The 26130-nt window shown below is 57.9% G+C and carries 24 protein-coding genes; 11 read left to right on the top strand and 13 right to left on the bottom strand.

The window, feature by feature from the left end; translation table 11 throughout:
• Positions 1-21: 21 nt before the first annotated feature.
• Positions 22-1254 carry a urate hydroxylase PuuD gene (locus GOW56_RS10540; protein ID WP_171205832.1) on the bottom strand — a complete coding sequence of 411 codons (1233 nt, stop codon included), beginning with the start codon at positions 1252-1254 and terminating at the stop codon, positions 22-24.
• A gap of 101 nt (positions 1255-1355) precedes the next feature.
• On the opposite strand from GOW56_RS10540, the gene GOW56_RS10535 reads away from it, so the two are divergent.
• The gene (locus GOW56_RS10535) at positions 1356-2276 is read left to right on the top strand and encodes a LysR family transcriptional regulator (protein ID WP_152460538.1); all 921 of its coding nucleotides are present in this window, start codon (positions 1356-1358) and stop codon (positions 2274-2276) included.
• A 5-nt stretch (positions 2277-2281) separates the two neighbouring features.
• Here GOW56_RS10535 and uraH read toward each other — a convergent pair whose 3' ends face one another.
• Entirely contained in the window at positions 2282-2635 is a 354-nt protein-coding gene (gene uraH / locus GOW56_RS10530) for a hydroxyisourate hydrolase (protein ID WP_171118073.1), read from the bottom strand.
• 146 nt (positions 2636-2781) lie between these two features.
• Between uraH and puuE the strand changes: the two genes are divergently transcribed.
• From puuE to GOW56_RS10515, 3 genes are read left to right on the top strand one after another with little or no spacing between them, the layout of a single operon-like run.
• The gene (gene puuE / locus GOW56_RS10525; protein ID WP_371807897.1) at positions 2782-4194 is read left to right on the top strand and encodes an allantoinase PuuE; all 1413 of its coding nucleotides are present in this window, start codon (positions 2782-2784) and stop codon (positions 4192-4194) included.
• The gene (locus GOW56_RS10520) at positions 4191-4676 is read left to right on the top strand and encodes an ureidoglycolate lyase (RefSeq protein WP_171205831.1); all 486 of its coding nucleotides are present in this window, start codon (positions 4191-4193) and stop codon (positions 4674-4676) included. The genes puuE and GOW56_RS10520 overlap by 4 nt, the downstream gene beginning before the upstream one ends.
• A gap of 53 nt (positions 4677-4729) precedes the next feature.
• Positions 4730-6154 carry a uracil-xanthine permease family protein gene (locus tag GOW56_RS10515; RefSeq protein ID WP_171205830.1) on the top strand — a complete coding sequence of 475 codons (1425 nt, stop codon included), beginning with the start codon at positions 4730-4732 and terminating at the stop codon, positions 6152-6154.
• 166 nt (positions 6155-6320) lie between these two features.
• Here GOW56_RS10515 and bhcD read toward each other — a convergent pair whose 3' ends face one another.
• The 4 genes from bhcD to bhcA form a co-directional block, all read right to left on the bottom strand.
• A complete protein-coding gene (gene bhcD, locus GOW56_RS10510; protein WP_171205829.1) occupies positions 6321-7286 on the bottom strand; it encodes an iminosuccinate reductase BhcD in 966 nt (321 codons plus the stop codon).
• Positions 7287-7402: 116 nt separating this feature from the next.
• Entirely contained in the window at positions 7403-8566 is a 1164-nt protein-coding gene (gene bhcC, locus GOW56_RS10505; RefSeq protein ID WP_171205828.1) for a 3-hydroxy-D-aspartate aldolase BhcC, read from the bottom strand.
• Positions 8567-8593: 27 nt separating this feature from the next.
• Entirely contained in the window at positions 8594-9562 is a 969-nt protein-coding gene (bhcB, locus tag GOW56_RS10500) for a beta-hydroxyaspartate dehydratase BhcB (protein ID WP_171205827.1), read from the bottom strand.
• A complete protein-coding gene (gene bhcA, locus GOW56_RS10495; RefSeq protein ID WP_171205826.1) occupies positions 9562-10752 on the bottom strand; it encodes an L-aspartate--glyoxylate aminotransferase BhcA in 1191 nt (396 codons plus the stop codon). The genes bhcB and bhcA overlap by 1 nt, the downstream gene beginning before the upstream one ends.
• A 169-nt stretch (positions 10753-10921) precedes the next feature.
• Here bhcA and bhcR point away from each other — a divergent pair, with 169 nt between their 5' ends.
• A complete protein-coding gene (gene bhcR, locus GOW56_RS10490) occupies positions 10922-11770 on the top strand; it encodes an HTH-type transcriptional regulator BhcR (RefSeq protein ID WP_171205825.1) in 849 nt (282 codons plus the stop codon).
• On the opposite strand, the gene GOW56_RS10485 is transcribed toward bhcR, so the two are convergent.
• The 5 genes from GOW56_RS10485 to GOW56_RS10465 form a co-directional block, all read right to left on the bottom strand.
• The gene (locus GOW56_RS10485) at positions 11748-12620 is read right to left on the bottom strand and encodes a bifunctional allantoicase/(S)-ureidoglycine aminohydrolase (RefSeq protein ID WP_171205824.1); all 873 of its coding nucleotides are present in this window, start codon (positions 12618-12620) and stop codon (positions 11748-11750) included. The two genes, bhcR and GOW56_RS10485, sit on opposite strands and share 23 nt — an antisense overlap.
• Before the next feature lie 181 nt (positions 12621-12801).
• Positions 12802-13935, bottom strand: a complete 1134-nt coding sequence (gene nagA / locus GOW56_RS10480; RefSeq protein ID WP_171205823.1) for an N-acetylglucosamine-6-phosphate deacetylase — start codon at positions 13933-13935, stop codon at positions 12802-12804.
• The gene (locus GOW56_RS10475) at positions 13932-14960 is read right to left on the bottom strand and encodes an SIS domain-containing protein (RefSeq protein WP_171205822.1); all 1029 of its coding nucleotides are present in this window, start codon (positions 14958-14960) and stop codon (positions 13932-13934) included. Before GOW56_RS10475 ends, nagA begins: the two co-directional genes overlap by 4 nt.
• A gap of 12 nt (positions 14961-14972) precedes the next feature.
• Positions 14973-15728: a GntR family transcriptional regulator gene (locus GOW56_RS10470; RefSeq protein ID WP_171169957.1), complete on the bottom strand. Its 756-nt coding sequence runs from the start codon at positions 15726-15728 to the stop codon at positions 14973-14975.
• Positions 15715-16602 (bottom strand): BadF/BadG/BcrA/BcrD ATPase family protein, encoded by an 888-nt coding sequence (locus GOW56_RS10465; RefSeq protein ID WP_171118050.1) that lies wholly within the window; start codon positions 16600-16602, stop codon positions 15715-15717. The genes GOW56_RS10470 and GOW56_RS10465 overlap by 14 nt, the downstream gene beginning before the upstream one ends.
• Positions 16603-16760: 158 nt before the next feature.
• Here GOW56_RS10465 and GOW56_RS10460 point away from each other — a divergent pair, with 158 nt between their 5' ends.
• The 6 genes from GOW56_RS10460 to GOW56_RS10435 all read left to right on the top strand — a co-directional run bounded on the left by GOW56_RS10460 (position 16761) and on the right by GOW56_RS10435 (position 22782).
• Complete coding sequence (locus GOW56_RS10460; RefSeq protein ID WP_171205821.1) at positions 16761-17684, top strand: N-acetylmuramic acid 6-phosphate etherase; 924 nt, start codon at positions 16761-16763, stop codon at positions 17682-17684.
• Positions 17681-18931 (top strand): ABC transporter substrate-binding protein, encoded by a 1251-nt coding sequence (locus tag GOW56_RS10455; protein ID WP_171205820.1) that lies wholly within the window; start codon positions 17681-17683, stop codon positions 18929-18931. The genes GOW56_RS10460 and GOW56_RS10455 overlap by 4 nt, the downstream gene beginning before the upstream one ends.
• Before the next feature lie 63 nt (positions 18932-18994).
• The gene (locus tag GOW56_RS10450) at positions 18995-19909 is read left to right on the top strand and encodes a carbohydrate ABC transporter permease (protein WP_171205819.1); all 915 of its coding nucleotides are present in this window, start codon (positions 18995-18997) and stop codon (positions 19907-19909) included.
• Positions 19910-19919: 10 nt separating this feature from the next.
• A complete protein-coding gene (locus GOW56_RS10445) occupies positions 19920-20759 on the top strand; it encodes a carbohydrate ABC transporter permease (protein ID WP_171169947.1) in 840 nt (279 codons plus the stop codon).
• A complete protein-coding gene (locus GOW56_RS10440; RefSeq protein WP_171205818.1) occupies positions 20756-21790 on the top strand; it encodes a Gfo/Idh/MocA family protein in 1035 nt (344 codons plus the stop codon). Before GOW56_RS10445 ends, GOW56_RS10440 begins: the two co-directional genes overlap by 4 nt.
• Positions 21787-22782: an ABC transporter ATP-binding protein gene (locus tag GOW56_RS10435; protein WP_171205817.1), complete on the top strand. Its 996-nt coding sequence runs from the start codon at positions 21787-21789 to the stop codon at positions 22780-22782. Before GOW56_RS10440 ends, GOW56_RS10435 begins: the two co-directional genes overlap by 4 nt.
• A 59-nt stretch (positions 22783-22841) precedes the next feature.
• On the opposite strand, the gene GOW56_RS10430 is transcribed toward GOW56_RS10435, so the two are convergent.
• Both GOW56_RS10430 and GOW56_RS10425 read right to left on the bottom strand, forming a co-directional pair.
• Complete coding sequence (locus GOW56_RS10430) at positions 22842-25073, bottom strand: CHASE2 domain-containing protein (protein WP_254447201.1); 2232 nt, start codon at positions 25071-25073, stop codon at positions 22842-22844.
• Positions 25074-25130: 57 nt separating this feature from the next.
• Positions 25131-26096, bottom strand: a complete 966-nt coding sequence (locus GOW56_RS10425) for a FecR domain-containing protein (protein WP_253283583.1) — start codon at positions 26094-26096, stop codon at positions 25131-25133.
• Positions 26097-26130: the final 34 nt, after the last annotated feature.

Genomic DNA, 26130 nt, shown 5'->3' with positions numbered 1-26130 from the left:
CATGGTTTCGCGCGCAGGCGACTATTGGTTTCTGACTTCACGCACCCATGCGATGAGGGTTTGGCGTGCCTCTTCATCCATTTGCACTGCTGATGGTGGCGGCATTGCGTGGCTGATCCCGGCTTGCAGATAGATCTGGTCAGCATGTCGGGCGACATCGCCGGGTGTCTCAAGGTAAACTTTCTTCGGGGCCCATTTCATGGTGCCGTACACCGGCTCGCGGGCGTGGCACATCGAGCAATTGCCCAAGACCGTGTCATAGGCGTCTTCGAAGCTCGCGGCGGACGCATATTTCTGCTCGTATGGCGTCAGGTCGCGCGCCTCGGCGTCCTCCCATGTCTCGGTGTTTCTCACCGACGACAGCCAGGCGATCACGACCATTAGCAGAACCGTCACGCCCCAGGTCCAGTGCGGGCCTTTCCCGGTTGCGTGCATCGTGTTGAAATAGTGACGGATGGTGACGCCCGTCAGAAAGATCAGGCTGGCGATGATCCAGGAATACTCGGTGCCGAAAGCAAGCGGATAGTGGTTCGACAACATCAGGAACACGACCGGCAAAGTCAGGTAGTTGTTATGCGTGGATCGTACCTTGGCGATCTTGCCGTATTTGGCATCAGGCGTCCGACCGGCCTTGAGGTCTTCGACCACGATCCGCTGGTTCGGCATGATCTGAAAGAACACGTTGGCCGTCATGATCGTCGCAGTGAAGGCGCCAAGATGCAAAAGCGCGGCACGACCGGTGAAGATCTGGTTGTAACCCCAGGACATGATCACCAGGATCACGAACAACAGCAGCATCAGAACGGTCGGGTGATCGCTCAGCTTGGATTTGCACATCTGGTCGTAGAGCAACCAACCAATGGTCAGCGATCCGCCGGAAATCAGAATCCCCTGCCACAGCGCCAGGTCCACTTTGGTCGGATCAAGCAGGAACAGCTCGCCACCAACCCAGTATATGATCATGAGCAACGCCGCACCTGACAGCCAGGTCGTGTAACTCTGCCATTTGTGCCAGGTCAGGTGCTCGGGCATGCGCGAGGGCGCAACCAGGTATTTGACGGTGTGGTAGAAGCCGCCGCCATGTACTTCCCATTCTTCGCCGTAGGCCCCGTCCGGCAGGGCTGGGTTCGGCTTTAGCATGAGGTCCAGCGCGATAAAGTAGAATGACGCCCCAATCCACGCCATCGCGGTGATCACATGCAGCCAGCGGACGGAAAAGGCGATCCACTCCCACATTACGGCCAAGTCATACATGGCTTTGCTCCTAAGATTCTTTGCTTCCGGTTACTCTATGCGAGTGTGTTTTGTTCTGGTATTGCTGGTAAAGACCAAGCAGTATCAAAAAATGCAAAAAAATGTCCTACCTTGATAACATCAGAACCTTTGTCCGGGTCTATGAATTGGGCAGCATGTCCGCCGCGGGCCGTGATCTGAGGGTTTCGCCAGCCGTCACGTCGGCGCGAATATCGCAATTGGAAGAGCATCTTGGCGTGCGTTTGTTCCAACGCACGACACGCAGCCTGACGCCCACCGAGCAGGGAAAATCTTTCTATCGTGGCGCGGCAGAGATACTAGAAGCAGTCGAAAGTGCCGAAGCCCAGATCGTCAATCTTACCGAGAACCTGAAAGGGTCACTCTATGTCGCGGCGCCTTTGGGGGTCGGGCGTCGGTTGATTGCGCCGCAGGTCCCGAAATTTCTCGCCGAGTACCCCGAGGTGAACGTTCGGTTAAGGCTTACCGACCGAAAGGTAGATCTGACAACCGAAGGTCTGGACTTGGCATTTTTTCTTGGTCAGCCAGAGGACAGCAACCTGCGTATTCGCAAGATCGCGGATGTCGAAAGAGTGCTTTGTGCATCCCCGAAATACATCAAAAAGCGCGGGATGCCCGAAAGCGGGGACGCGTTGATCGCTGATGAGCACGAATGTCTCAATTTGCGGTTCCCGGGCGCGACCGAGTTTCAATGGCTTTTGAGGACCGATACGGGGCCAAAACGGTTCCGGGTTTCCGGGCGCTACGAGTCAGACGATGGCGACGTGCTGACAGACTGGGCCCTTGGCGGACATGGTATCGCGTTGAAGCCGATTTTTGAGATCGCTCAACATCTCAAGGCCGGGACACTGGTTCCGGTGGCGGAAAAGACGCCGCCAGAACCGATTCAGATGGCATGTCTGTTTACGCACCGCCGTATGCAGGACCCCAAAACGCGGCTTTTCATGGAATTCATAATCGAACGCATCGGATCGTCGATCGCGGCGGCAAATACGGCTCGGTAGGTTGCTCAGCTGCCGCGATAGGTCGAGTACCCGAAGGGCGAAAGCAGCAGAGGCACGTGGTAATGCGAATGTTCGGACATTCCAAACCGGATCGGGATGACGTTCAGAAAGCGCGGGTTTTCAGGTGGTGTGCCGCAGGCATCAAGGTAATCCCCGGCATGGAAGACAAGTTCGTAGTCACCTGTTGAAAACTCTGCTTCGGGCAGAATTTGTTCGTCGGTCCTGCCGTCGTCATTGGTGACCAGAGTTTTCAGTAACTGGCGGTCTGCACCTTCAATGCGGAACAGTTCAATTTTCAATCCTTCGGCGGGGCACCCCCGTGCCGTATCCAGAACATGTGTTGTAAGGTAACCGGTCATTTGCGCTACTCCTCAAGTTATACAGTTACTAGTCTGTTTTCGCATCCAGGAGCAAAGGCAGTCTGTGGGAAGCTGCTTTCTGCATTTTTTGAAAAACATCTTTGATTATCTGGGGTATTGATCAATTCGAGAAGAAGGAAACCGATGTGAAGCCTTATCCACGAGACATGACCGGTTACGGTGGGCAAGTTCCCAAAGCAAACTGGCCGAACGACGCCAAAATCGCCATTCAGATCGTGCTGAATTACGAAGAGGGCGGTGAAAACAACGTTCTGCACGGCGATGCCGCATCCGAAGCGTTTCTGTCCGAGATCACCGGAGCCGCCCCGTGGCCGGGGCAACGGCACTGGAACATGGAATCGATCTATGAATACGGGAGCCGCGCGGGGTTCTGGCGCGTGCATCGCCTTTTGCAGGATCTGCCTGTTACCGTCTACGGCGTTGCAACCGCTTTGGCGCGTGCACCTGCTCAGGTTGCGGCGATGAAGCATGCCGGGTGGGAGATCGCCAGCCACGGTTTGAAGTGGATTGAACACAAGGACATGGGCGCAGAAGAAGAACGTTCCCAGATCCGCGAAGCAATCCGCCTGCACACAGAGGTTACAGGTCAGCCGCCCCGTGGTTGGTATACGGGCCGCTGTTCGATGAATACGGTCGAACTGGCCGCCAGGGAAGGCGACTTTGCCTATATCGCCGACAGCTACGCCGACGATCTGCCATATTGGATTAAGGCAGGGGGCAAGGATCAACTGATCATGCCCTATACACTGGACTGCAACGATATGCGCTTTGCAATCCAGGCTGGGTTCACCAATGGGGAACAATTCGAAAGCTATCTGAAAGACAGCTTTGACATGCTCTATGCCGAGGGTGAGGCGGGCGCGCCCAAGATGCTCTCGATTGGGTTGCACTGCCGTCTGATCGGTCGCCCGGGTCGCGCCATGGCGCTGAAACGCGCACTTGATTATTTCAGAAACCACGACGGTGTCTGGTTCGCAACGCGCGAGCAGATTGCCGACCACTGGGCCAGGGAACTCCCACCGGTGCAACGGCTGACCCCGTCCGAAATGGATCGACCAACCTTCGTGTTGGAATTCGGCGGCGTGTTCGAGCATAGCCCGTGGATTGCCGAAGGTGCGTATGAACTGGAACTGGGCCCGACGCATGACAATGCCGCTGGTGTCCACAACGCGCTGGCGCGTGTGTTCCGTTCCGCCTCGCCCGAGCAGCGCCTTGGCGTTCTGACAGCCCACCCGGACCTGGCGGGCAAGCTGGCCGCCGCCGGCCGCCTGACCAAGGAAAGCACCGCGGAACAGGCCGGTGCGGGTCTGGACATGCTGACCGATGAAGAACGCGCAACGTTCACGGCGTTGAACGAAGCCTACACGACCAAGTTCGGCTTTCCTTTCATCATTGCCGTCAAAGACAACACCAAAGCCAGCATTCTGGAAGCCTTTCGCCGTCGCATCGACAATGACCGCGACAGCGAATTCGCCGAAGCCTGCCGTCAGGTTGAGCGTATTGCCGAATTGCGCCTGATCGAGAAGTTCGCACAATGACGGCTGCCTTGAAGCTCCGCCCCTTGACGTCAGAGGCATTTGCACCTTTCGGCGATGTCATCGAGGCGACGGGCCAGGTGGACAAGCTTATCAATCAGGGTAAATGCGCGCGCTATCACGACCGGGCCGTGTTGGATTTCCACGATGGGCGCGCGGGTATCAGCGTGTTTCAGTCCGAAGCCTTCAGTCTGCCGATCAAATTGGAAATGGTTGAACGCCATCCTGATGGCAGCCAGGCCTTTTTGCCTTTGTCGGACAAACCATTTGTCGTGGTTGTGGCCCCGGATGAGAACGGCACGCCCGGGCGGCCCATCGCCTTCAAAACAGCGCCCGGACAGGGAGTGAATTATCATCGCAACACCTGGCATGGCGTTCTGACCCCGCTTCATGCGCCCGGACTTTTTGCGGTGGTCGACCGAATTGGAGCCGGGCCCAACCTCGAAGAGCATTGGTTCGAGGAGGCTTTTGAAATCACAGAATGAGGCGCGTTGCCGGAAGAGGAGCCGGCTGCGAACCTCAAGGGAGGAAAAACAAAATGTCAGATGCATCCATCGGAACGCCGGAGCAACTCCGCGATCCGAATTACACTCCGCCGCTGCTGAAGGCGGTGCCGCTGGGAATTCAGCATGTGCTGGCGATGTTCGTGTCCAACGTCACGCCAGCCATTATCGTTTGCGGCGCGGCTGGTTTCGGCTTTGGCTCGAACAGCCCCGATTTCCCGCAGATGATCTATATGATCCAGATGTCGATGTTCTTTGCGGGCGTCGCCACGTTGTTTCAGTCTATTGGTGTGGGGCCTGTTGGTGCCCGGTTGCCCATCGTGCAGGGAACATCGTTTGCCTTCATCCCGATCATGATTCCGCTGGTGGTTGGAAAGGGCGTTGACGCCATTGCCGTCCTGATGGGCGGTGTTGTTGTCGGTGGCTTGTTCCACGCATTCCTCGGGTTGTTCATAGGGCGCATTCGCTTTGCTCTTCCGCCGCTGGTTACGGGCCTTGTGGTAACCATGATCGGCCTGGCCCTTGTCAAAGTCGGCATTCAATATGCCGCCGGCGGTGTGCCTGCCATAGGTACCGAGGAATATGGCTCGGGTCTGAACTGGTTCATGGCGGGAACCGTTATCGTGGTCACGCTTGGCCTGAAATTCTTTGCACGGGGCATGCTGTCCGTGTCGGCTGTTCTGATCGGTCTGCTGGTCGGATACGCCGTGGCCTTTCTGCTTGGCCAGGTGAACTTAGGCAATGTCGGCAACGCGACATCCTTTGCGCTGCCGAACCCCCTGCATTTTGGCCTTGAATTTTCGGTCGCGGCCATCATCGGTTTCTGTGCAATGTCCTTTGTTTCTGCCGTTGAAACCGTTGGGGACGTATCCGGTATCACCAAAGGGGGCGCTGGCCGCGAAGCCACCGACAGGGAAATACAGGGCGCGACCTATGCCGATGGTCTTGGTACTGCGATCTCTGGCCTGTTTGGGGCGCTGCCGAACACGTCGTTCAGCCAGAATGTCGGGTTGATTGCCATGACCGGAGTCATGAGCCGCATGGTCGTGACCATCGGCGCGGTTTTCCTGATCGTTTGTGGGCTTATCCCCAAGATCGGGGCGATAATCTCGTCCATTCCGATCGAGGTTCTTGGCGGCGGCGTGATCGTGATGTTTGGCATGGTTGTTGCCGCAGGGGTCTCGATGCTGTCGGACGTGAACTGGAACCGGCGCAACATGGTGATTTTTGCAATCGCCCTGAGCCTTGGACTGGGTTTGCAACTGGAACCCAACGCGTTGCAATACTTGCCCGGCACATTGAAGGTTCTGGCGACATCAGGAATCCTGCCCGCCGCCGTCATCGCCATTGTATTGAATCTGGTGCTTCCCGAAGAACTTTCCGACGAAGCGACGGAAGAGGTCTCGGGCGGCATGGCCGGACATGGTCTTGGGTCCATCGAGCAAGACGACCACGTCTGATGCGTTCGGCCTGATACACTTATCTTCCTGGAAAAAACATGAAGCGGTGCGCCTTGGCGCGCCGCGTTTCATTTTTTGGTCACCATTTAATGGAGATCTGCTGTCAAAAGCTCTCCGCCCAAAAGGACCGCCGAGACAATGCCCAAGAAGGTGTCGCCGTCTGGCTTCAGAAATCGACCTCGATCGCGACCCCTTTCCGAACGGCGAGGTCAACCACGGACGCGGCGACCGCAAGATCTTGAAGGCCCACACCCGTGCCATCGAACAGCGTGATCTGATTGTCTGATATCCGGCCCGGATCGGTGCCGTTGATGACCGCGCCAAGCTGCGCCACATCGCTTTCTTGGATCAGGCCTTCGGCCACCGCGTGCTGCGCTTCACCGATGCTGACGGATTGCGCGACTTCGTCCGTGAACACGCTTGCCCTGGCCAGAAGGGCGGCTTCAACTTCCTGTTTTCCTTTAGTGTCCGTGCCCATGCAGGCGATATGAGCTCCGGCGCTGACATGGTTCGCCATCAGCGATGGCGCAAAGGCCGAAGTGATCGAAATGATCACATCCGCCTCAGTCATTTCGTCAAGCTCTACCGCCTGGAACGGAACGCCGGCTTCATTGGCGACCTTCTCGATATTCGGCAGCATTTCAGGGTGGTAGTTCCAGCCAATGACCTTTTCAAAGGCGCGCTGCTCCAGTGCCGCGCGAAGCTGAAAGGCTGCCTGGTGGCCAGCGCCTATCATGCCTATGACCTTGGCGTCCCTGCGTGCGAGATGCTTGATCGATACCGAAGATGCTGCCGCCGTTCGAAGGGCCGTCAGAAGGTTCCCGCCGACCATCGCAGATGGCTTGCCCGTGTCGGGGTCGAAAAGAAAAACGGTGGACTGGTGGTTGATCAGCCCGCGTTTTTCCAGATTGTTCGGCCAATAGCCGCCCGCCTTTAGTCCCAACGTCAGGCCGGCGCGGTCAAACCCCCCTTTGAAGCCGTACAGTGCATCTTCGTGCCCGATGGCTTCACGCACGACAGGGAAGTTGTAGGCGTCGCCGGACGCCATTGCGGCAAAGACCTGTTCGACCGCGTCAAAAGCCGCTTGTCGGGTCATAAGGTCAGCGATCTCACGCTCGGGTACGATCAGCATTTCATTCTCCAATCAAACATTCGTGCGCCCTCGTGCCACCGCCGGAAGGAGAGCATACACGCGGGCGGCTGTCTGGCTGCTTCCGAGCCAGCCCTCCCAAACAGAGCAAGTTCGGATCAATAAGCGCGTCCGCGGGCGGATACGGGCCAGACGGTCTCGACCTTGCCGTTGCGAACGCCGACATACCAATCATGTACATTTGCGGTTGGGTCGCAGTGCCCCGGAACCAGCCTGAGCTTGTCGTTGACCTTCAGCACGCCGTTCGGGTCCATGACGACGCCGTGTTCGTCTGAACATTTGATGTACTCGACATCATCTCGGCCGAAGATAACGGGCAGGCCGCTGTCCACCGATTGCGCCTTGAGGCCCGCATCGACGATCGCCTTGTCCGCCTTGGCGTGGCTCATGACGCTGGTCAGGATGAAGAATGCGTTTTCCCACTCGCCTTGATCGATCCGGTTGCCGTCCTTGTCCAGGATCCGGCCATAATCGGCGTCCATGAAGGCGTAGGACCCGCATTGCAGTTCGTTGTACACGCCCGAGTTGGATTCGAAGTAATATGAGCCGGTGCCGCCGCCCGAGACCAATTCGCATTCGATGCCTTCGGCTTTGAGGCCTTTAACCGCGTCCTTTACCATCGCAATTGCGGTGTCGAGCTTTTCCTTGCGCGCCTCATAGCTGTCGAGGTGCTGCATTGCGCCCTGATAGGCCTGAATGCCGGTGAATTTCAGGTTCTCGGCTGCTTCGACCGCTTTGGCGATTTCGATCACGTCGGATGTTGTCGTCACACCGCACCGGCCAGCGCCGCAGTCGATTTCGACGAAGACCTCCAACTGTGTTCCGTGATCCACCGCTGCGCCTGAAAGATCCGCGACATTGTCCAGATCATCGACACAGACGATGATGCGGCTGCCCAGCTTTGGCAGGCTGGCAAGACGGTCGATCTTGGCGGGGTCACGCACCTGGTTCGAGACCAGAACGTCCTTGATACCGCCGCGCACGAACACTTCGGCCTCTGAAACTTTCTGGCAGCAGACGCCAACAGCGCCTCCGATCTTCTCCTGCAACTTGGCCACGTCTACCGATTTGTGCATTTTTCCATGCACGCGGTGGCGCATGCCGTGCGCCTTGGCATAGTCGCCCATCTTCTTGATGTTGCGCTCAAGCGCATCGAGATCCAGCACAAGAGAGGGGGTCTGGATATCTGCTTCGTCCATTCCGGGCTTGGCCGGAATGTCAAAGCCTACTTCGAATTCGTCGAGATTGGTCATATCTTTCATTTCCGTATTCCTATGTCGGGATTGATGTCACGCGTTCAGCCAGGGCAGCCTGTCCAGATCGACATTGCCCCCGGTTATGATCAGGCCGACACGTTTGCCTTTGAATGCGTCCGGGTTCTTCAGGATCGTGGCCAGCGGAACGGCCGAAGATGGCTCCATCACGATCCGAAGGTGTTTCCACGTCAGCTTCATCGCATCGATGATCTCTTGCTCTGAGGCCGTGTAGATTTCAGAGACATGGTTCGACACGAAATGCCAGGTCAGCTCTTTCAGTGGAACCAGCAGCCCGTCGGCAATCGTCTTGGGTGCGTCATCCGCGATGATGTGGCCGGCTTTGAAGCTGCGATAGGCATCGTCGGCCTGTTCCGGTTCCGCCGCGATGATCGCGGTTTCCGGGGCGAGCGTCGACAGTGTCAGACAGGTGCCGGACACCATGCCGCCCCCGCCGATAGGTGCGACAACCGCGTCTAGTCCATCGGTCTGTTCGATGAACTCGCGCGAACAGGTGCCTTGCCCGGCAATCACGCGCGGATCGTTGTAGGGGTGCACGAAGTCCCCGCCCGTGGCGGCCTGAACCTCGGCAAAGGTTGCTTCGCGCGACGAGGTGGAGGGCTCACATTCCGTGATCTTCCCACCATAGCGCCGCACCGTGTCTTTCTTGGTCTGTGGCGCAGTGCGTGGCATGACGACGTTGCACGGTATGCCCCGCTTCATTGCCGCATAGGACAGGCACGAGGCGTGGTTGCCCGAAGAATGGGTTGCAACGCCTTTCTTGGCCTGATCATCATCAAGGCCAAACACGGCGTTTGCAGCGCCGCGAACCTTGAAGGCGCCCGGTTCCTGAAAGTTTTCACATTTGAAGAACAGCTGTGCACCGCTCAGCTCGTTCAGAAAGTCCGAAGTACGTACCGGTGTGCGGCGGATGAAAGGTTCAATCCGATCATGTGCCGCCAGCATGTCCTCGTAGGTCGGGATATACATGTTGCAGTCCTTCATCATGCGGCGTCCTTTTGAACGGCGCCCGAATGACCGCGATAATATTCCTGCGCAGCCGCCACGCCCGAGCCCAACTGGATGTTCAGGCCCAGGTCGACCATGCACATTTCAGCAGTGGCAATCCCGGACAGGGCCATGACATCCGTCAGGCTTCCCAGATGCCCGATGCGGAATACCTTGCCCGCGACTTCGCCAAGGCCGACACCGAAGGCAACGCCGTATTTTTCGGCCGCGTGCGTGACAATATCGGTGGCGTTGAGACCGTTTGGCGTGCGGATCGCGCTGACGGTGTCAGAGTATACCGATGGGTCCGCCGCGCACAGGTCCAGCCCCCAGGCGCCCACGGCGGCACGTACGCCTTCGGCAATACGGTGATGCCGGGCAAAGACGTTTTCCAAACCTTCACCCAGCAGCATGTCACAGGCCTGATTGAGGCCATTCATCAAGCCAACCGCAGGTGTGTAGGGGTATGCGCTGTTGGCATAGCCTTTCGCCATGTCGTGCACGTCAAAGAAGGTGCGGGGCAGGGTCCCTGTGCTGGTCGCGTCCATTGCCCGCTGGCTGAACCCGACGATGGCAAGGCCCGCAGGCAACATGAACCCTTTCTGCGAACCCGTGACGGCCACATCAACGCCCCATTCGTCAAAACGGAAATCCATGGATCCGATCGATGAAACACCATCGACGAACAGCATTGCGGGGTGCCCGGCAGCATTCAGAGCCTTGCGTACAGCGGCAATATCCGATTTCACACCGGTCGCCGTTTCGTTGTGCGTGGCAAGAACAGCCTTGATTTCGTGGCTTGTGTCGGCGGTCAGGATCTCTTCGTAACGATCGGCTGGCAGACCTTCGCCCCAAGGGGTTTCGACGATCTCGACGTTCAGACCGTGGCGCTGGCACATATCGATCCAGCGATGGCTGAACATGCCGTTGCGTGCCGCCAGAACCTTGTCACCGGCCGACAGGGTGTTGGTCAGCGCGGTCTCCCAGCCTCCTGTTCCGGTCGACGGGAAGATGAAGACTTCGGCGCTGTTGCTTTTCAGGACTTTCTGAACACCCGCGCGCGCTGGATGTAGGATTTGCCCGAACAGTGGCGAGCGGTGATCGATCGTGGGCATGTCGCAAGCCTTGCGAAGGCTTTCGGGGATATTGGTCGGGCCCGGAATGAAAACGGGATTTTGAAAGCTCATGGGTGGTCTCCTTCCGTCGTTGACCACACAATAAGTTCTAGCCCCTCTGCCCGATATATTTTTGAAAAAGACTTTCGAAACACCACGTTTTGAATTTAATTTATAATTGTCAGTGTGTTATATTTTTCATATCATGAATTAGTCTTTCACGAATGATCAAAGGGTTTTTATGGATTCTCAAGACAATACTCGCGAAGTCCGCAGAAAAGCCCGTGGAAGACCACGGGGATGGGACGACAAGACAGCGCAAAACACGATCAAATCTCTGGACCGTGCGATGGAAGTTTTTGAGTATTTGAGTGAAGCGCAGGGCAAGGCGTTAACCGCGCTGTCCGACGAAATGGGCCAGTCGCCCGCCACAGTTTATCGAATTCTCGTTACGCTTGAGGGCAGGGGACTTGTCGAGTTCGATCATGACGAGCAGGTCTGGCACATCGGTCCTCGTGCGTTCGTAATCGGCTCGCGCTTCCTGCGTCGCACCAGCCTTGTGGACCGGGCCCGACCCGTGATGCGAAAGCTGATGGAGGCCACCGGCGAGACCGCAAACCTTGGGGTCGAGAAGGAAGGAATGGTGCTGTTCCTGAGCCAGGTTGAAACCCATGCCAGCATCCGGGCGTTTTTCCCTCCGGGCACGCTGTCTCCGATGCACGCATCGGGCATCGGGAAAGCTTTGTTGGCATATATGGATGAAGATCGGCTGGACCGGCTGTTGGCCAAGACGGAACTGCGGGCCTTCACGGACCGGTCGATTACCAGCCCGGACGCGCTGAAAGAAGATCTTGCCATGGTCAGGGCACAGGGCTTCTCGATAGACAACGAAGAAAAAAACGCGGGTATGCGATGTATCGCAGCGCCGGTTTTCGACATCAACCGAGAGGCTGTAGCCGGGATTTCGGTATCCGGACCGACAAGCCGCGTCAGCGAAACCGAAATCGCACGCCTAAGCCGCCCCGTGATCGAGGCGGCGCATCAGTTAACTCTGGCCATCGGCGGGACTATTTCTGCGCCGCTGTCCTGAGACGCCGGTGCTGCGGATAAGCCGCTGGCCCCGGCCGCAATGCCATATGACGGTTCACGTCTTTGTACAGCAGGTAACGGAACTTACCCGGCCCGCCTGCATAGCAGGCCTGCGGGCAGAACGCGCGCAACCACATGTAATCGCCGGCCTCGACCTCTACCCAATCATTGTTCAGCCTGTAGACGGCCTTTCCCTCAAGAACATACAGACCATGTTCCATCACATGTGTTTCAAGGAAAGGAATGACAGCGCCGGGCTCGAAAGTCACCACGGTCACGTGCATATCGTGCCGCAGGTCACTTGGGTCGACAAAGCGCGTCGTGGCCCATTTGCCGTCGGTTCCGGGCATCGGCGTTGGCGTGATCTTATTTTCGTTGAGAACCAGAACGTCCGGGCGGTCAAGCCCTTCCACCGCTTCATAAGCCTTTCGAATCCAATGGAAACGCAGGGTCTCACCGCCTCGGTTTCGTAAGGTCCAGTTGCATTCAGCGGGCAGGTAGGCATAGCCGCCGGGTGTCAGCTCGTAGGTCGCGCCGTCGGCCGTCAAGGTCGCTGTACCTTCGACCACGAACAAAACGCCTTCGGCTTCGGGATCGGTCTCGGGCCGGTCAGAGCCACCGCCGGGCTGAACCTCCATGATGTATTGCGAAAAGGTTTCAGCAAAGCCGCTGAGCGGGCGTGATATCACCCATAAGCGGGTGTCGTCCCAAAACGGCAGAAAACTGGTCACGATATCCCGCATCGTTCCCTTTGGGATCACTGCATAAGCGTCAGTAAATACGGCGCGGTCAGTCAGCAATTGCTCCTGACCAGGGTGCCCACCGTGTGGAGAATAATACTTGGCGGTCATGCATGCTCCTGAAAAATGTCATATGCCTGAAATATGCGCCGAAGGATCGGGGCGGACCACCCGCAAAAAGTTGACAGCTCTATTCGTGAAGATTTGAAAAATCAGAATTCGGTCGCCAACAAACGCATGCAGCATTGGCATCGCGCGCGCTGCGCAGCCGGTCGGATCAACGAGGATTGGGTCAGGGTTGCACCGGTCTGACCCCGGACAGATCCGGGGAAATCCGTATCATCTGCGACAGGTCAGGTTTCATTCCTGTGCTTTTACCGGAAATCATCCCAAGCGGAACGCTTGTTGCTGCGGCGAGTGCATCCTGAACGGGGATCTCTGCTTGTTCCGTCAGAACCCGCACCGCCTTTGTCAGGCACAGGTCGGCCCCGGCCAGAGTGCCATCCTCCAAAGTCAGCCTGCCGTTTTCCCGCCGGATGCGGCGTCCTTCCAACTGAAACTCGGTCAGTGACGTTCCGGCGACCGCCATCGCATCGCTGACAAGGAAAATCCGCCCTGGTCCGCGTTTGGCGGCCCAGGCAATCCGCATCGTATCGGGATGAACGTGGATGCCATCCGCGATCAAGCCCGCCGATAACGACCCGCAGGATAGAGCCGCGCCGACCAGTCCCGGTTCACGACTGCCGAGCTGGCTCATTGCATTGAACAGATGCGTTGCGCACCGCGCCCCAGCCCTTGAAAACGCCAGGCAGGTTTCAAAGGGGGCGTCCGTATGCCCCAGAGAAACGATGATCCCCGCACGCTTCAATTCTTCAACCTGTTGCAGAGTTGTGCTTTCGGGCGCCAGCGTGACCATCAATGCAGGCAGGTGTTTTGCAGCGTCGAACAGTATTTCCAGATCAGTTTGCTGCATCGGGCGGATCAGGGCGGCATCATGTGCACCTTTGCGTCGCACAGACAGGTGCGGACCTTCCAGATGCAGGCCCGCAATGCCCGAAACACCCGTCTGGACGGCCTTGATGGCGGCATCAATTGCGGCCCGGGTTTTCTCGGCCGTGTCCGTGATCAGGGTTGGCAGGATGCGAGTGGCACCCAGCGCGCGATGAGCGCTGGCGATTTGGGTCAGCGTGTGAACCGATGGATCGTCGTTGAACATCACGCCCCCGCCGCCGTTGACCTGCAAGTCCGCATAGCCGGGGCTGAGGATGTCGCCATGCAGATCCTCGATCTGGTCATCCTGTGTGATCTGGGCCTCAGGTAGCAACGCATCCAGCACGCCGTTTCTGAACCGTGCGGCGTGTCCTTCACGCAATTCAGTGCCATCGAAGATCGGGCCGCCCGCAAAAGTAACAGTAGAGCTGGTCATACCGTTTCCGTCACTTTTTTCAGATGGCGTGGTGTGTCCGGGTCGATCCCGCGTTGTGTGGCCACCTTTTCCACCATTCCATAAAACGCAGCGATTGTCGGTATCGGGTCCGTCATCCAATGCGACGTCCGGACATAGGGCAGTTCTGTGGCGTGTTTCACACGGCCGGTTGTGGCGAAAACCACAGCGCCTTTGGACGCCAGTGCGTCCGCAACTTCGGCCAGATTGTCCTCTGCTGCATCCCCGGACGACAGGGCAAGCACGGGAAAGCCCTGATCCACGATGGAAACCGGGCCGTGCAGAACCTCGGCCGCCGAATAGCTTTCTGCGTGGATCTGGCAGGTTTCCTTGAATTTCAACGCGGCTTCGTTGGAGATTGCCAAAGACAGGCCCCGACCCAAGGTAAACAAAGACCGACCGTCCACCGCGTCCGCCACGGCGCTCCAGTCGCAGGCGATTGCGGTCGACAAACTGTCCGGCAGCCCATGGATTGCGCGTAGCAGGTGATCATCGCGCTTCACCTGCGCAATCAGCCACAGCCCGGCGACCAGAGACGTCACGAATGTCTTTGTCGCCGCCACGCTCAGTTCGGGGCCCGCGTGAATGGGCAGTGTTGCCGCAGCCGCCTCGGCCAGGGCAGAGGCAGGGTTGTTCGTGATCGCGACCGAGTAAGCCCCGCCGGATGTGAGCGACTGCGTGAGCTGCACGATATCCGGGCTCTGACCGGATTGTGAGACTGAGATGCAGATTGCATCCTCGCAACGCATGTCGACCCCGTAGATGGATTTCACCGACGGTCCGACCGAAGCCATCGGCAAACCAAGCAACAGTTCCGAGGCGTATTTCAGAAAACTGCACGCATGATCCGAGGATCCGCGCGCCACCGAGATCAGGAACCGCGGGTCGCGGGCCCGGATCTCGTCGGCGGTTTGCGCGATCAAATCTGCACCTTCGGTCAGAAGGCGGTCTACGGCGTCGGGAATCTCATCGATCTCGCGCCGCATCTGAGTGGTTGTGTCAGGCATTTTCCCAGGCTTTCAATTTGACAGGCGCAGCTCGGCCACAAAGTCATAGGCGTCACCGCGGTAGATCGAGCGGGTCAATTCAGCGACCCGCCCGCTTTGCAGATATGAAGTGCGTTGAATCCGAAGCCCGGCCGTACCTTCCGCAACATCCAGAAGCTCTGCCTCGGGCGGTTCGAGGTTGATGGCCGAGATTTTCTGGATCGCGCGCACCGGTCGCAGACCAGATTGTTCAAGAACAGAGTAAAGCGACCCCGTCACTTCGGTGGGGTTCGGCAGGATATCGAGCGGAAGGGCCGCTTTTTCCAACGCCATCGGGCGTCCTCCTGCCTCTCGCAGGCGGTAGATACGCGCGACCTGTTCATTTGCCGACAAGCCCAATGCCATCATTTCTTCCGGGGATGGCAGGAAAATCCCGCGCTCCAGCCATGTCGAGGTCGTCTTGAGCCCGCGCCGCTCCATGTCTTCGGTGAACGATGTCAGATGGGACAGCGATTGTTCAACCTTCGCTACGGGTTCGCGAACAAAGGACCCAGACCCCTGCCGTTGCTCGATTGCACCTTTGCGCACCAGTTCATGAATGGCCTTGCGCACGGTCACACGGGACAGGTCGGTGATCTCGGCGATTTCTCTTTCAGGGGGCAGCGAGCTGTTGGGAGGCAGGATGCCGTCCTTGATCCCTTGTTCAAGGCGTTGACGGAGCTGTACATAGCGCGGGCCCGAGCTGTGCCCCAACCATCCTTCGGGCCGCAGGAAATCAGCTATGTTCATGTTCGATTTCCTCCAGATACGCCTGTGCCAATGCAAGTGCGCCGGACAGTGGATCGCCTGCGGGCTCGACCAGAGCAGATTGCATGTCCGCGGGCAGGTACGGCGCGTAAAGAGGGCCAATTCCGCCGGTCAGACAAACGGGCAGGCCAACATTCCAGCCCATTTTCTTCATCACCTCGATCAGATAGCCCGCACCGTCCTGCAGGATGGATCTGGCCAAGTCGTCCCCGCGATTGGAAAGCTCGGTCACAAGCGGGGCAAGGGCGCCAAAGTCCGATGGCGTCATGTCAGCGGCGGCCCGTACAATTCCTGCGGCATCGCCAAATCGAGACAGCAGATCCTGCGCCAATGCCGAAGGGCCGGTCGTGCCGTCCGTTTGCTCCAGCGTCTTCGCCAGCGCCCGTTTGCCAACCCATTGCGCGGAAGCCTGATCGCCCAGAACAGGGCCCCATCCGCCGGCAAATTTCATCGTGCCACCCCTTTGCATTGCGACAAAAGAACCGGTACCGCAATGTGCGACAAACCCGTCCCTGGCCCCCAATGCGCCGCGCAAAGCTGCTGCGCGATCATCTTCGATCCGGACGTGCCGAAATGGCAATGCCGTCGCAAGTTTCCGGGCAATCGCGTCACCTGTTATCCCGGCCAGGCCCAGATAGGCGGGCGCTTGCGCAAGCTCATCGGGCGAACGGCCCGTCTGAACGGCCAGAGCTTCCAGACCGCGCCGCAGCTCGATGCAGGCGGCCTCGAAATCCGTGGACACGTTTGCCGCGCCGACTTCGACCCTGTGTGTCTTGCCATCAACAAAAGCGGCGACGCGGCAGCGCGTTCCACCTCCGTCGGCGGCCAGGAGCATGGGTTTTGATGACTTTACCATATACAGACCTTTATAATACCTTTTGCGTGTTTTGAAGTCCTAATTGTGACCAAAGCGGCGAATTTCATGCTATTTTGGCCAAAAATATAGAAAAAAATAAATGGTAGACTAATGGTATTTAAAAGGTATGATATCGAGAGTTCTTGGGGGAGAATCACTTGATTACGCCTGCAACAGAGCAATTGCATCAGGATGCGCATGGGCTTGATACCCGTCCGCTGGCCGAAGTGGCCGGCCTGCTGGCGCGGTCGCAGGTGTCAGCGGCAACGGCAGTGCTTGATGCGCTTGGTCCGATTTGTAGCGGGGCGACCGCCATGGCCCAGACGATCCGGTCGGGCGGCAAGCTTCGGTATCTTGCGGCGGGGTCTTCCGGCCTCATGGCGGCCTCGGACGCGCTGGAGCTTGGCGGAACCTTTTCCATCCCGTCGCAGCAGATCCGCATTCATATGGCGGGTGGAATGCCGACCACGGCAGACATGCCGGGGGATGTAGAGGACGCTGTTGATGGGCTGGCGCAAGAGGTGTCGGATATGGTTGCCAATGATACGCTCATCGCGGTCTCGGCCAGCGGCACCACACCTTATACCGTCGCTGCCGCAAAACTGGCGCGCGACCGGGGGACGCCCGTGATCGGGATTGCAAACAACGCGGGCTCGCAATTGTTGCAACTGGCGGACCATGCGGTTCTGCTTGCGACCCCTCCGGAATTGATCTCTGGCTCAACCCGGATGGGGGCCGGCACTGCGCAGAAAATAGCCCTCAATACGTTGTCGACGCTGATGGCCATCGAGCTTGGGCATATTCAGGACGGCATGATGATCAATCTGCGGGCGGACAATGACAAACTGCGCGCACGCGCCAACGGAATCGTGTGCCAGCTTACCGGCGTATCACCTGAACGTGCTGATGATGCCCTGAGGGCTGCGGATGGGAACCTGAAGTGCGCGGCACTTGTCGCCGCGGGTGCCGCATCGGCAGAGGATGCACAAAAGCGACTGGCTGAAACGAATGGCCGTCTGCGTCATGCGATGAACCGGCTGAATGAAGATAACGAACATAGCAACCTGGGAGAAACCAAATGAAACGCAAAGTTCTGAGCCTGGCTCTGATGAGCACGGCGCTGGTCACAAGCGCCTATGCGCAAGACGCCACGCTGACGATCGAAAGCTGGCGCAACGATGACCTCGCTCTCTGGCAGGAAAAGATCATCCCTGCATTCGAGGCGGCCAATCCAGGTATAAAAGTTGTTTTCTCGCCTTCAGCCCCGGCGGAGTACAACGCGGTTCTGAACTCGAAGCTGGAAGCCGGATCCGCCGGTGATCTGATCACCTGCCGCCCGTTCGATGCTTCTCTGGCGCTGTACGAAGCGGGCCATCTGACCAACCTGTCCGATCTGGATGCGATGGACAATTTCTCGGACGTAGCCAAATCGGCGTGGCAAACAGACGATGGGTCGGCCAGCTTTTGTGTTCCGATGGCATCGGTGATCCACGGTTTCATCTACAACAAGGATGCGTTCAACGAACTGGGTCTGGAGGTTCCGACCACCGAGGCAGAATTCTTTGAAGTGTTGGACAAGATCAAGGAAGACGGCACCTATATTCCGATGGCAATGGGCACCAATGACCAGTGGGAGGCCGCAACGATGGGCTATAACAATATCGGCCCGAACTACTGGAAGGGTGAAGAAGGCCGTCTGGCATTGATCCGGGGCGAGCAGAAACTGACCGACCCTCAGTGGGTCGCGCCTTTTGCCACTTTGGCGAAATGGGCCGATTATCTGGGTGACGGATATGAGGCGCAGACCTATCCCGACAGCCAGAACCTGTTCACTTTGGGCCGCGCTGCAATTTACCCGGCGGGCAGCTGGGAGATTGCAGGTTTCAACACGCAGGCAGATTTTGAGATGGGCGCCTTCAAGCCGCCGGTCCAAAATGCCGGTGACACCTGCTATATCTCGGACCATACAGATATCGGCGTCGGTCTGAACGCTGCCAGTGAAAACCAGGAGGCTGCCCGCACTTTCCTGGCCTGGGTCGCAAGCCCGGAATTCGCCAGTATCTTCGGCAATGCGGTTCCCGGTTTCTTCCCTTTGTCCAATACTCCGGTTGAACTGGAAGATCCCCTTGCCAAGGAAATCGTCGGATGGCGGGATGAGTGCGAGAGCACCATCCGTTCGACCTATCAGATCCTGTCACGTGGCACGCCCAATCTCGAAAACGAGACCTGGGGTGCATCCGTTGCAGCCATCAAGGGCACCGAAAGCCCCGAGGCATTGGGCAAGAAACTGCAAGACGGGCTGGCCAGCTGGTACGCACCGCATCAGTAAGACCTGAACCACTCTCACCGGACGCGGCCCGTCGCGTCCGGCACCTTTTCCCCGGAGATCCCCATGCAGACCCGCCGCGTACGCTGGCACATCGCCGTTTTTCTTGCACCTGCGGTGCTGGTTTACACGGCGGTGATGATCCTGCCCTTGTTCAACACGCTCCGCCTTGCGCTGTTTACCGAAGTCGATCAGGCGCGTGTGTATGTGGGGTTGGAGAATTTCCGAACCTTGTTCCTTGATCCGCTCTGGTCCGCGCAATTCTGGAATGCGCTGGGCAACAACTTCTGGTTCTTCCTGATTCACATGCTGGTGCAGAACCCCATCGGCATCGCTTTGGCCGCGATCCTGTCACACCCGAGGCTGCGCTTTGCCGCACTATACCGGTCGGCCATTTTCATTCCGACGATCCTGAGCTTCGTGATCGTGGGTTTTGCCTGGAAACTGATCCTGTCTCCGCTTTGGGGGATTGCGCCCTCGATGTTGGACGCGGTTGGCTTGAAATCCCTGTTCGCGCCTTGGCTGGGCAAGGAAGAATACGCGCTGACAACTCTGGCGCTTGTCTCGGTCTGGCAATTTGTCGGCATCCCGATGATGCTGATCTATGCGGCCCTTCTGTCGATCCCCGAAGAAATTCTTGAAGCCGGAGAGATCGACGGGATCACAGGAGCTTCGGCTTTCTGGAAAATAAAACTGCCGCTGATCCTGCCCTCGATCGGGATCATCTCGATCCTCACATTCGTGGGCAATTTCAACGCGTTTGACCTGATCTATGTCTCTCAGGGCGCGCTGGCGGGGCCGGATTTTTCGACCGACATCCTGGGCACTTTCATGTACCGCACGTTCTTTGGCTTCCAGCTGCAACTGGGTGATCCGTATATGGGATCCGCCATTGCCGGCGCCATGTTCGCCATCATCCTTGTGGGTGTTTGCATTTACCTTTTCGGCATCCAGACCCGGATGCGCCGGTATCAGCTGTGAGGGCTCTGCAATGAACAAGGCACGCTCGAATCCACTGAACACCGTCGCAATGCATGGTGCGCTGATCCTTTACACTTTGATCGCCCTGTTTCCGGTTTTCGTGATCATCATCAACAGCTTCAAAACGCGCCGTGCCATCTTTCGCGAGCCGCTTGCCTTGCCTGATGCCGAAAGCTTTTCCTTGATCGGCTACCAGACGGTGATGAAGCAGGGGGATTTCTTTCTCTACTTTCAGAACTCGCTGATCGTCACCGTGGTATCACTGGCCTTTATCCTGCTGTTCGGCGCCATGGCCGCCTTTGCCCTCAGCGAGTACCGGTTCAAGGGCAACATGTTGATGGGGCTCTATTTGGCGCTTGGGATCATGATTCCGATCCGCATCGGCACCGTGGCGATCCTGGAGATGATGGTCGCCACAGGGCTTGTGAACACGCTTTGGGCCCTGATCTTCGTCTACACGGCACAGGGTTTGCCGCTGGCGGTGTTCATCCTGTCCGAGTTCATGCGCCAGGTCAGTGAGGACCTGAAGAATGCGGGGCGCATCGATGGGCTTTCGGAATACACGATCTTTTTCCGGTTAGTGCTGCCTCTGGTCCGGCCTGCCATGGCAACCGTCGCCGTGTTCAACATGATCCCGATCTGGAACGATCTCTGGTTCCCCTTGATCCTGGCACCCGCTGAAGAGACCAAAACCCTGACGTTGGGCAGCCAGGTCTTCATCGGCCAGTTTGTGACCGACTGGAACGCGGTTCTGTCCGCGCTCAGCATGGCAATCCTGCCGGTTCTGGTGCTCTACGTCATCTTCTCGCGCCAGCTGATCCGCGGTATCACCTCAGGAGCTGTCAAATGACCCGGGTACTGATCGCTGGTCTTGGCAACATGGGCCTGAGCCATGCCTTGGCCCATCATCGCCACCCCGACGCACGGATCGTGGGGCTGGTCAACCGCACAGGTCAAGTAGACCATCACGACCTGTCAGGCTACCCGGCCTTTTCGGATTTTCAGGCGGCACTGGCCGAGACAAACCCCGATCTGGTCGTCGTCGCAACCTATTCCGACAGCCACGCAGACTTCGCCTGCGCCGCAATGGATACAGGTGCGCATGTCTTTGTTGAAAAGCCACTGGCCACGACGGTTGCGGACGCCAGACGCGTGGTCGCAAAAGCAGTGGAAACCGGCCGGAAACTGGTGATCGGATATATTCTGCGGCACCACCCGTCATGGATGCGACTGATCTCGGAGGCGCGTGATCTCGGCGGGCCGTATGTCTTCCGTCTGAACCTGAACCAGCAAAGCAGCGGGGCCGAATGGGAAACCCACAAGGCCTTGATGCAGACGACATCGCCTATCGTCGATTGCGGCGTGCATTACGTCGATGTGATGTGCCAGATCACCGATTCCGATCCCGTCCGCGTGCATGGCATGGGCCTGCGCCTGAGTGATGAGATTGCCGAAGACATGTACAATTACGGCCAGTTTCAGGTGATTTTCGAAGACGGTTCGGTCGGCTGGTACGAGGCCGGCTGGGGCCCGATGATGTCCGAGACCGCCTTTTTCGTGAAAGACATCGTGTCACCCAACGGATCGGTTTCAATCACGGATGGCAACAAGGGCGCATCCGCGGATATCGACGGCCACACCAAGGTTGGCGGCCTTCTGGTCCACCGCCCTGACGGCGACCGGATAATCGAGATGCCGGATGAGCCCGGCCATCAGCAGCTCTGCGATGCCGAGCAAGCCTATATGCTGCGCGCCATCGCCGAAGATATCGATCTGACCCGCCACATGAACGACGCCGTGCAATCGCTGGCCATCTGCCTGGCCGCTGATGAAAGCATCCGTACCGGCCAACCCATATCGCTGAAAGAGGCACGCACATGACCGCCCTGACGCTGCAAAACGTGAACAAATCCTTCGGCACCGTCGAGGTCTTAAAGGATATCAACATCGACGTTGACGAGGGTGAATTCGTCGTCTTCGTCGGCCCCTCGGGCTGTGGCAAATCCACCCTTCTGCGTGTCATCGCGGGGCTCGAGGATGTGACGTCGGGCGAAGTGCGCATCGGCGGAGAGCTCATGAATCTCACCCCGCCTTCGAAACGCGGTATCGCGATGGTGTTCCAGAGTTACGCTCTCTATCCCCACTTGAACGTGCGCAAAAACATGTCATTGGCGCTGAAACAGGAGGGCCAGAGCAGGCAGGTCATCGATGAGCGTGTCGAAAGGGCAAGCAAGATGCTGAACCTTGAACCTTACCTTGACCGGTATCCTTCCGAACTGTCCGGTGGTCAGCGCCAGCGCGTCGCCATCGGTCGTGCCATCGTCCGGGAACCAAAGCTGTTCCTGTTCGACGAGCCTCTGTCCAATCTCGATGCGGCTCTGCGTATGAACACAAGGTTGGAAATTGCGAACCTGCACCGGCAGCTTGACGCTTCGATGATCTACGTGACCCATGACCAGACCGAGGCAATGACTCTTGCCGATAAAATCGTCGTTCTGCGCGACGGGCGTGTGGAACAGGTCGGCAGCCCGATGGAGCTTTACAACAATCCGGCCAACCAGTTCGTGGCCGGTTTTCTTGGGGCGCCGTCGATGAATTTCTTTCCTGCCGGCATGATCGGCGAAAGCGCAGACATTACAACGGGTATCCGGCCGGAAGACCTGTTTTTGTCTGACGACGGTCCGGTGGTCGCAAACGTCACCCATGTCGAGCATTTGGGCGGTGACACCAACGTGATTGCCATGATGCAGGATCACCAGATCACCGCGCGCCTGTTCGGGCAGCATCAGGTTGAAGCCGGTCAGAGCATCCGATTTGGATATTCTCCGGGCAGGGTCTATCGCTTCGACGCACAGGGTGCGCGTCTCGCGTGACACTCACTGACGCAGGGCTCTGGGGGCCGAAGTCAGCCGAGTTTTCGATGCAGCGCCGCCTAAACACCACCGGCTATTCTGGTGTTTCGGGTGAACATGACAGGCCCAGATGATGCGACCGCGCGGAAATCGGCCGCGCGACCTGCCAAAGCGCGATAGAACTGGCGCAATCCGGGTTCGATATCTGCGGCAAGTTCTTCGCAATGCTGACACATGCGCAGGATGTCGCCCTGAGGCTTTCGGGTTCTCAATGCTGCGATCAACTTACCGTGCCGTGCAACGAGTTCCTGGAACGCGTCCGTCTTCCGCAAAGCGGAATCTCCAACCAGAACAAAAACGGGCTCTGGGTTGGCTTTGCCTTTCAGGTCAACATGGCCTGCCTGCAAAAATGCCAGATCATCTCGACCGGCTTGATACACCGCGTCTGAGACGATTATGTCATACTCGACCGTTCGACAGCATTGTTCGATCCGTGCCGAAACATTCACGACGTCTCCGATAACCGTATAGTTGAACCGTTTTTGCGATCCGATGTTGCCGACGCAGGCCTGCCCCGTGGCGATTCCGGTTGCCAGCGCTATCGGCTTTCGGTTCCGCATGATCTCGGATGCATTGAACTGTGCCAAGGCACGCCGCATCCTGAGCGCGGCAAGCCCTGCGCGGCATGGATGGTCCGCAACAGGTAAAGGCGCGTTCCAGAAGGCCATGATGGCGTCACCGATGAACTTGTCGATCGTACCACGCTCATGCAGGATCTGATCTCCAAGCTTGGAAAACAGCGCGTTCAGCAAGGATACAAGTTCCGTTGCCGACGCGGACTCGGACAGAGCGGTAAATCCCCGGATATCCGAAAACATCACGGTGATTGCCTGACTTTCTCCGCCCAATTGCAGCTGGTGGCCCGAATTCTCCATTTCATCAAGGATTTCCGGGGCTACGTAGTGTGAAAAGACTTTTCGAATCTGGCGCTTTTCGCGCTCAGTCGAAACAAAAAGATACCCCGCCAGCAGACCGAAATTTGCGATGCCTCCAATCAGAGGAAAGGTGGCATCGAACAGGATGGATTGGTTCTGAAAAATCAGCCAGCTGATGGCAAGAACGGCTGCGGCGGCTATGCCACCGGCGATGAAGGATGCGATGGCACCAAAGCTGGACATGACGGCAATCACCACAAGCCCCAGAAACGCAAATGCAAGCAGTTCCTGCGCCGCGGTCACATCAGACCGGCTGAGCATATCACCGGTCAGAATCTGTTCGATCATCTGGGCATGAATAGAAACACCGGGGACGCTTTCGCCAAGCGCCGTCTGGTGAATATCGAACAAACCGGCAGCTGAGGTTCCGATCAGGATTATTCTTCCTTCAATTTCGGATCGCAGCCCGTGGTCTTCAGTACCTTCCAGGACATCCTTGGCTGAAATGTAAAGGTCGGGGCTGTCCCGCCGGTACTTCAGCCAAAGCTCGCCATTCTCGGTTGTCGGTAAACGGTATCCGGCGATTTCGACGGCCAGCATGATGCCAGCCTCGTCAGGCGCGCCTTCCACGAAAATGCTGGTCTCACCCAGGGCGACCCTGAGGGCTTCGACGGCAAGGCTTGGCAGCGGACCGTCCGGACCGTTCCAGAGAACCGGCGCCCGTCTTACGATGCCGGTTCCTCCGATGGGCGAGACATTGACCCCGCCGACACCCGCCGCCGCCCGATCCAATGGTGGCGCGATCGGCGTCCAATGCGGAACCGAGATCAGCCCCTCGGCGGGGCTTTCCCCGAATTCAATGATTCCGGCCTTGGCCGCAATGGGCTCACCTTTGGCTGACAATCGCGCGGCCACGCCCAGCACCACGGGCCAGTAAGCCATTTCCATCCCAAGGACGACATCGTTGTCCAGCTTTTCGGCATGGCGTTCCACAGTCAGTACGCCCGCCAGCGATGGATCATTCAGAAGGCGAGACGGCGAATACCGGTCAGGTTCGGCAAACAGCATGTCGAACGCAATCGTCGCAGCGCCGTAGTCACCCAGATTTTGAACCAACTGCGCAACCAAAGTGCGGGGCCAGGGCCATTGTCCAAAGCTGGCAAGCGAGGCCTCATCGATATCCACGACGCGCACGGGGAGTTCGGGATTGAACTCCCGCGGGGATAATCTTTGCAAAACGTCGAAATAGATCAGGCGCGTCATTCGAACCGGGTACGGATCCCACGCCCGGATTAAGCAACCCAAAAGGATCAGACCCAGCCCCACGAGGCGGAAGGCCCATCGCCCGTTCCTGGATTTCCGCAGCTTGTCGCTCAAACCATCCTCCAGACAAATGGAACTGGAACTGCGTGTTCAACAGCAATTCCCGAGCAATTACGGATCAGTTTCTTCCCGCTCTGGTTCGTCCCGTTCGGGCTCCTCAGGTTCCGGTTCTTCCCGTTCGGGTTCCTCATGTTCAGGTTCTTCCGGTTCAGGTTCTTCCTGCTCCGGTTCTTCTCTGTCGGGCTCTTCCTGCTCTGGTTCTTCGCGTTCGGGTTCTGCATGGTCCGGTTCTTCTCTTGCCGGTTCATTGTTCGCGGAAGGCGAAGGGCCAGTGACCGTATTCTGCGCTTCGCGTTGCTGAGGAGGGTCCCTACGGGCTTCCGACCGGTCTGTCTCGATGCGCCGTATAGGCGCTCCATCACCTGAGCACCCTTCAACGCGTACCTGCAAAGGGGGCAGCAGCCCTTCCTGGGACTGAACGAATGGAAACCCGCTTTTCAGTGCTTGTTCGTATTGCGCCTGATCGGCAGGCCGTCCTACTCCTCCATCTCCGCTTGTTGCGAACATGCTGCATTGACGCCCCGAAGACCTGCACGCGCCCTGACTGCCGCACATGCGGACCGTACCTTGCAGGACAAGCATCGCGCTTTGTTTTTCCGACACGATCCACATGTCGAAGGTGGTGCCGCGCACGGCCATTGTCGCCGAGGGAGTCCTGATCGAGTAGGCTCTCTTTCGGCTTTTTCCGGAAATAAACCGAAAACTGCCACCCAAAGCCTGAACGGCAAAGCTCTTGGCTTTGCGGTTATTTCGCAACATGGACACATCCAGAACCATGCGTGCGTTGGGGCCAATGGCAATCTTGGTGTCATCCACAAAAACGATTTGGATTACGCCAGTCTGATCAGTGCTGAGCGCGTCGCCGGACGCAACCTCCATTCCTGAATAAACGGGTTGTGCTTTTCCCGCGCGAACAACTTGGGCGCCTTGTTTGACGCTAATAATTTTTCCGATGTTGGCGATGGTCTGCGACGGTATGGCCACGACAACGCAAAGAACCATTACAATCTTTAACAACGACAAACTCGAACCCCTTCCCCCAATGGGCTTT

Source organism: Ruegeria sp. HKCCA0235A, assembly GCF_013033235.1.
Taxonomy (GTDB): Bacteria; Pseudomonadota; Alphaproteobacteria; order Rhodobacterales; family Rhodobacteraceae; genus Ruegeria.
This window is presented reverse-complemented; position numbering and strand designations above follow the sequence as displayed.